Source organism: Nocardiopsis chromatogenes YIM 90109, from assembly GCF_000341185.1.
Lineage (GTDB): Bacteria > Actinomycetota > Actinomycetes > Streptosporangiales > Streptosporangiaceae > Nocardiopsis_A > Nocardiopsis_A chromatogenes.
Genome location: NZ_ANBH01000131.1, coordinates 1 through 7,122, shown reverse-complemented (window position 1 = coordinate 7,122; position 7,122 = coordinate 1). Strand labels below are relative to the sequence as shown.

The 7,122-nt window shown below is 74.8% G+C and carries 4 protein-coding genes; 3 read left to right on the top strand and 1 reads right to left on the bottom strand.

The genetic code is table 11. From position 1 onward, the window contains the following. Positions 1-1,423: 1,423 nt before the first annotated feature. Positions 1,424-2,977 (bottom strand): PucR family transcriptional regulator, encoded by a 1,554-nt coding sequence (locus D476_RS0113530; protein WP_017624477.1) that lies wholly within the window; start codon positions 2,975-2,977, stop codon positions 1,424-1,426. Between the two features lie 226 nt (positions 2,978-3,203). Between D476_RS0113530 and D476_RS0113525 the strand changes: the two genes are divergently transcribed. From D476_RS0113525 to D476_RS0113515, 3 genes are all read left to right on the top strand, one after another. After that, positions 3,204-4,754 (top strand): sodium:solute symporter, encoded by a 1,551-nt coding sequence (locus D476_RS0113525; protein ID WP_017624476.1) that lies wholly within the window; start codon positions 3,204-3,206, stop codon positions 4,752-4,754. A gap of 74 nt (positions 4,755-4,828) precedes the next feature. Next, on the top strand, positions 4,829-5,773 hold the full coding sequence (gene speB / locus D476_RS0113520) for an agmatinase (RefSeq protein ID WP_017624475.1): 945 nt from the start codon (positions 4,829-4,831) through the stop codon (positions 5,771-5,773). Between the two features lie 144 nt (positions 5,774-5,917). Next, positions 5,918-7,122: thiamine pyrophosphate-binding protein (locus D476_RS0113515; protein ID WP_017624474.1), on the top strand; the 1,205-nt coding region annotated here is incomplete at its 3' end.

Here is a 7,122-nt window from a genome sequence, read left to right as displayed (position 1 = left end):
CGGGGGTCGCCCGCGTTCGTGGCGGCCGCCGGGTCCGGGAGCCGTCGGGCGGAGGCCGGGCCTACCGGGCGCTGGGGAGTCGGTTCAGGCATCCGGTGTGCACAAAAGTGCACACTGGATGCGCAAGAGTGCTCCAAACAGCACACTCGTTGCCCCTACGGGAGCCAGAAGCGGACATACCAGGCACGCGTGGTGGGCTTCGGCCCTCCTGCGTGGTGGGGCCGACATCCGATCGCCCCGAAAGCGGCGGTTCCACGACACGGGATGCCTCTGGGGTGCCCGCGGGGCCCGGAAGGCGGGTTCCGGGCCCGCCGGTACCGGCCCGGTGTCCGCTTCGCCTGGTTTCTCAGCCGCCGGGGCGCCTTGCGCGCCCCGTTCGACGGCCGGGGCGGCCCGGCGGGCGGCGTGAGGGTGCGTTCATCGCGATACGTGAACGGGATCCGGCGCCATTGGGCCCCTAAATGGCACGCCGGGGCCGTTTGCCGGGGCGGTGTCACTGCGTGTAGCCGATATCGGCCCCGCGCGGGCCCAGGGGGCCCGGCGGAGGCGCCCGGGGCAGCCCCGTGCTCGCCCTCGTACTCAACCGGAACATCTCAGACGGACATGAACAGGACATCTCGCCTCTAGAACCTGTTCTGGGATTGCGCTCTTCGTCGCTCCGGGGCCTCCGGGGGCGTCGCTGGGCGCGCATCCCGGCCCCACCCGCAGTTGACGCGGAGTATTCGCCCAGGTCACAGTCCTAACGGGGTTCGCTGTGCGGGTCCGGCGGCCGCCCTGGGTGTCGAAGACCGCGAACCCCGGTACCGCGCCGCTTCCCGGGCCGCGAGGAACCCGGCGGACGGCAGGCGGGCCTGGGGAACCGCCCCGCTCTCGCCGTCGCAGGCCTCCTACCCCACGCCCTGGCGGCCCGCCGCTCGGCAAGCAGCCTTGAGTGGGGTACCAGCTGTTCCCGTCGCCGCCAATTACGGTGACCATTCACACGCCGGATAGCCGACAGCGCTGCAGGTCGGGCCGCTCGCCTTTGTCGTCGCTGCTCTCGTCGCCGCGCCCCGGCGGCCCGCCGCTCGGCAAGCAGTCTTAAGTGGGGCGCCAGCTGTTCCCGTCGCCGCCGATCACGGTGACCACCCGCACGCCCGCCGCTCGACAGCGCTGCCGGAAGAGCCGCCTACCTGCCTCGTCGCCGCCCTCCCCCTTGCACTCCGCCGAGCCGCCGCGCCCGGCTGGGGCCGGTGAGCGGGGCACCAGCTAGTCCTATCGCCGCCAGGAACGGTGACCGCGCACCCTCCGTGCAACCGGCGGTGCTGCAGGTGGCGCGGCTTCCCCTGGTAGTCGCGGCCCCCGGGCCGCGGCGATTCCGGTGGTCGATAGGGCCGGGCGGCGTGGTTCGGCGGACCCGGCCGCCCGTCGGCACCGAGCGGACCGACTACCGGGCTCCCGGCAGGCGGGTGACGGCGAACCACATCCGCATCCTCTGTTCCGGGTCGGACAGGTCGATTCCCAAGTCCCTCTCGATCCTTCCGATCCGGTACCGCACGCTGTTCCTGTGCGCTCCCAGGTCGGCGGCGGTCCGGTCCCAGTTGCCGTTTCTCGCCAACCATGCGCGCAGGGTCTCCCGCAGCATCGCCGCCGACCCGGTCTCCTCGGCCAAGGGGCCCAGTAGCGCCTTTGCCGCCCTTTCCGCCGCCGCCGGGTCGATGGCGGCTTCGAGCGGGTCCTCCCTGTCCCGTGCCACCAAGGGGCGGGCGGCCGCGCGGGCCCGGAGGAGCAGGGCGGCGGCCTCGCGGTCGGCCTCGGGCAGGTCCGCCACCCCGACCGCACTGCTCATCGCCCCGAGCCAGCCCCGGCGGTACAGGGCGTCCAGTGCCTCGGTGGGCCCCTCACCGTCCGACGGGGCGTCGTCCGCCCGGTCGGCCACGATGGCGCGCAGGGGAACGTCCCCGCCGGGGGTGCCCGGGTCCGCCAGTTCCGTGCCGAGGGCGGCCGCCGCGTCGGCCGCCGCCGGGGCGGGCCCCCGGCCCGCGCGTACCGCGTGCAGGACCCGGAAGGCGTCCGGTGCCGTGTCCGCTTCGGGGGCCGGGCCCCGGCCGGCGAGAGGGGCCACCATGGGTGCCAGCTCCGGCGCGCTCGGGCCGTCCAGCAGCAGGCGGCACAGCAGCGGGCCCGGCACCGCGGCCGACGCCCCGCGCGAGAGCAGACCGAGCAGCGCGACCGCCGTTCCCAGCACCGCCCGCTCGGCCATGTCCAGCGGTGTGGGCCTCCCCAGCACCACCACCCCCTGCTCACGCGGCGGCTCGCCCACCGCGTGCAGGAACACCTCGTCCCCGCCGAGCACCGCCTTGGCGCTGCGCGGCCCCCGCGGGCGGCGCAGCCGCCCCGCCAGCTCGGCCACCTCCGCCCCCAGGTCGCGCGGCGGCGAGGCGGCGGTGAGGCGCGGCCCCGCGCCCTGCCCGTCCAGCACCACGGCCCAGCAGTCCAGCGCCCCGGCCAGGGTCGCCAGCACCCGCTCATCCGGGGCGGCAGCCGTCACCGACCGCACCAGTGCGCGGTGGGCCTCGCTGACCCGCCGCACCTCCCCGACGCGCTCCTCCTCCAGCAGGGCGCCCACCGCGCGCCCCACCGCCACGAACGGCGTGGACCGCGCGACCTCCAGCAGCGCCAGCCCGTGCGCGGCGCACCGCTCCACCAGCCCCGGCGGGACCTCGTCGAAGACCGGCGTCACCCCGAGCCCCAGGGCCCCCGCCCCGGCCCGCACCAGGCCGGACACGTAGGCCTCCAGATCGTCCGGGGCGGTGGACATGTTCACCCCGGCGGTGAGCACCAGCTCCCCGCCGACCAGGTAGGGCGCCGGGTCGCGCAGCTCGCTCACCGCCGCCCAGCGCACCGACGGCGGCTCGCCCTCGGGCAGCACGACCGCGCGCAGCCCCAGGTCGCGCCGGTCCAAAAGGCGCTTCAGCGGGACGCTCCCGTCGCCGTGCATACGCCCCCTTCCCGCTCGCCCGCACCGGCCGGAACGCGCGTCCCCGCCTCCGGCGCCCAGGGGCCTGCACGCAGGGGCGGACGGGACGGAACGACCAGGGGACTGGGCCAAGCTGTGCGGAACATCCAGTTACAGCCCAGCTTATGCGCCTTTAACGTGCAGGAATCCGGTGATCCGGGTCTCGGACCCCCGTAGGCCAGGACACTCCCCCTCACGAGGAGCACGCATGACGATCGACCTCGCGGTGATCGCGCTCTACCTGGCGGGCATGGTCGCCCTCGGTTGGTGGGGCATGCGCCGCACCCGCGACAAGAGCGACTACCTGGTCGCAGGCCGCCGCCTCGGCCCGTTCATGTACTCGGGCACGATGGCCGCCGTCGTCCTCGGCGGCGCCTCCACCATCGGCGGCGTCGGGCTCGGCTACACCTACGGCCTGTCCGGCGCCTGGATGGTCGGCGCGATCGGCGTCGGCATCATCCTGCTGCACGCCTTCTTCGCGCGCCGCATCTCCCGCCTGCGCGTCTACACCGTGGCCCAGATGCTCGACCTGCGCTACGGCGGCAACTCCCGCGCCGTGTCCGGGCTGGTCATGTGGGGCTACACCTTCATGCTGACGGTGCCCTCCACGCTGGCCTTCTCCACCGTCTTCAGCGGGCTGTTCGACATGCCCCGCGCCGTCGCCATCATCCTGGGCGGCGCGATCGTGGTCACCTACTCGACCCTGGGCGGCATGTGGTCGGTGACGCTGACCGACATGGCCCAGTTCCTGATCAAGACCTTCGGCCTGCTGCTGATCCTCACCCCGGTGGCGGTCTGGCACGCCGGGGGGCTCTCGGGGATGCACGAGTCCCTCGGCCCCGGCCACTTCTCCCCGTTCGGCATCGGCGGCGGCACGATCGCCACCTACTTCCTCATCTACGCGCTCGGAATCCTCATCGGGCAGGACATCTGGCAGCGCGTCTTCACCGGCCGCAACGACGCGACCGTCACCGGCGGCGGGCTGGGAGCCGGGGTCTACTGCCTGGTCTACGCCGTGGCCGGGGCGCTCATCGGCACCTCCGCCGCCGTGCTCTTCCCCGGGCTGGACAACCCCGACGACGCCTTCTCCCTCATCGTCGCCGACACCCTTCCGACCGGGCTGGCCGGGCTGGTGCTGGCCGCCGCCCTGTCGGCGGTCATGTCCACCGCCAGCGGCGCCCTGATCGCCTGCTCGGCGGTGACCTCCACCGACCTGCTGCCCGAGGTCCGGCGCCTGTGGCGGCGCGGCGCCCCCTCCGGCGGCGCCCCCTCCGCCGACGGCGCGGCCGAGGGGGAGCGCGACGAGGTCGCCTCCAACCGGATCACCACCCTCGTCCTGGGCGCCGGGACCATCGCCGTGTCCCTGCTCGTCGACGACGTGGTGGCCGGGCTGACCGTCGCCTACAACATCCTCGTGGGCGGCCTGCTCGTGGCCATCCTCGGCGGCCTGGTGTGGCGGCGCGGCACCCGTCCGGGGGCGCTGGCCTCCATGCTCGTGGGCGCCGCGACCGTCATCGCCACCATGGCCGCCAAGGGGATGCTCGCCAACGAGGCCATCTACTACGGCCTCGGCGCCTCGCTGGCCGCCTACATCGCGGTCAGCCTCGCCAGCGCGCCCACCGCGCCCGCCGTCCTCGACGCCTGGCAGCGCCGGGTCCGCGGCGAGCCCGACCCGGACGCCGACGGCCGCGGCGCCGACCCCGATTCCCCGAGCGCCGACCGGACGACCCCGGTCGCCTCCGACGAGGGCGCGGGCTGACCCGGCCCGCCCGCCCGACCCCAAGGCTGCGAACCGCAGCGGAACCGAACGACAGACGAGAGAGGCCCTCGACGATGTCCGCACCGATCGGCCCCACCGACTCCAGCCGCGTCCCCCGCTTCGCCGGGCCCGCGACCTTCGCCCGCCTGCCCCGGCTGGACCAGGTCGACCACGCCGGGATCGCGGTGGTGGGCGTTCCCTTCGACACGGGCGTGTCCTACCGGCCCGGCGCGCGCTTCGGCCCCGCCTCCATCCGCGAGGCCAGCCGGCTCCTGCGCCCCTACAACCCGGGCCTGGACGTGTCGCCCTTCGCCGAAGTCCAGGTGGCCGACGGCGGCGACATCGCCGTCAACCCCTTCTCCATCGGCGACGCCGTGGAGACCCTCCAGGAGGCCGCCACCGGGTTCATCCAGGGCGGGACCCGCATGGTCACCCTGGGCGGCGACCACACCATCGCGCTCCCGCTGCTGCGCGCCCTGCACGCCCAGCACGGCCCGATCGCCATGGTCCACTTCGACGCCCACCTGGACACCTGGGACACCTACTTCGGCGAGCCCTACACCCACGGCACCCCGTTCCGCCGCGCCGTGGAGGAGGGCATCCTCGACACCGAGGCCATCTGCCACGTCGGCACCCGCGGCCCCCTCTACGGCAAGAAGGACCTGGAGGACGACCGCCGCTTCGGGTTCGGCATCGTCACCGCGGCCGACGTGATGCGCAAGGGCGTCGACGAGATCGCCGACGCGCTCCGCCAGCGGGTGGGGGACCGGCCGCTGTACGTGTCGGTCGACATCGACGTGCTCGACCCGGCGCACGCCCCGGGCACCGGCACCCCCGAGGCGGGCGGCATCACCAGCCGCGAACTGCTGGAGATCCTGCGCGGCCTGGGCTCGTGCAACCTGGTCGGCGCCGACGTGGTGGAGGTCGCACCGGCCTACGACCACGCGCAGATCACCGCCACCGCCGCCTGCCACGTCGCCTACGACCTCGTCAGCGTTCTCGCCCTGAACAAGCACTGAGCCCTGCACCGGCACCGGGCCCAGAACCGGCGCCGGTGCCCGGCCACCACCTGACGCCCGAGCACGCGGCGCCGCCCCTCCCGTCCTTCCACCGGGGCGGCGCCGCACCGAACCGCACCGAACCGCACCGAAAGGCCGTCCTCCGTGACACGACCCCGCAACGGCGGCGACGTCGCCGTCGAGACGCTGATCGCCCTGGGAGCCCGCACCGCTTTCGGCATCCCCGGCCAGCACGCGCTGGGGCTGTTCGACGCCCTGCACTCCCGGCCCGAGGTGCGGTTCGTCTCCAGCCGGGTGGAGAACAACGCGGCGTTCGCCGCCGACGGCCACGCGCGCTTGACCGGCGAGGTGACCCCGCTGCTGGTGTCGACCGGCCCCGGCGCCCTGCTGACCCTGGCCTCTCTCCAGGAGTCGGCGGCCGCGTCCGCCCCGGTGCTGTGCATCACCAGCCAGATCCCCTCCGAGGGGCTGGGCGGCGCGCGGCGCGGCTTCCTGCACGAGCTTCCCGACCAGTCGGCCTCGGCGCGCGGCGTGGTCAAGTCCGTCCACACGGTCCGCCACGCCTCGCAGATCCCCTCGGCGATCGCCGAGGCCTGGCGCAGCGCCGCCTCGGCGCCCGCGGGGCCGGTGTGGGTGGAGATCCCGCAGGACGTCCTGCTCGCCCCGGTGGAGCTGCCGCCCGTGGCCGACGTCGACGGCTCCCCGGAGCCGCTGCGCCCGCGCGCCGAACTGCTCGACGAGGCCGTGCGCCTGCTCGACGGGGCGAAGCGGCCCGTCGTCCTCGCCGGGGGCGGCGTCTCCCGCGCCCGCGCGCAGGCAGCGCTCCTGCGCCTGGCCGAACACCTGCAGTCGCCGGTGGCCTGCACCTTCGGCGGCAAGGACGCCTTCCCCTGGGAACACCCGCTCTCCCTGCAGTCCTGGCTGGAGGACCGGCACACCACCGACTACCTGGAACAGGCCGACGTGCTGCTGGTCGTCGGCTCCGGCCTGGGCGAGCTGTCCAGCAACTACCACACGATGCGCCCCAAGGGCCGGGTCGTCCAGATCGACGCCGACCTGGGCAAGCTGGAGGCCAACGGCCCCGCCCTGGCGATCCACGCCGACGCCGCCCTCGCGCTGGAGGCCGTCGCCGCCCGCGTCACCCCCCGCGCGCGCTCCGAACGGGCCGAGCGCGAGACCGCGGACGTCAAGCGCGAGGTCGCCGACCGCCTGGCGGGGCAAGGCCTGGAGACCGAGACCCGCGTCCTTGAGGCGGTGCGCGAGGCCCTGCCCGACGGCGCCCCGAGTTACTGGGACATGACGATCCTCGGGTACTGGGCCTGGTCGGCCTGGGATCCGCGCGGCGGCGC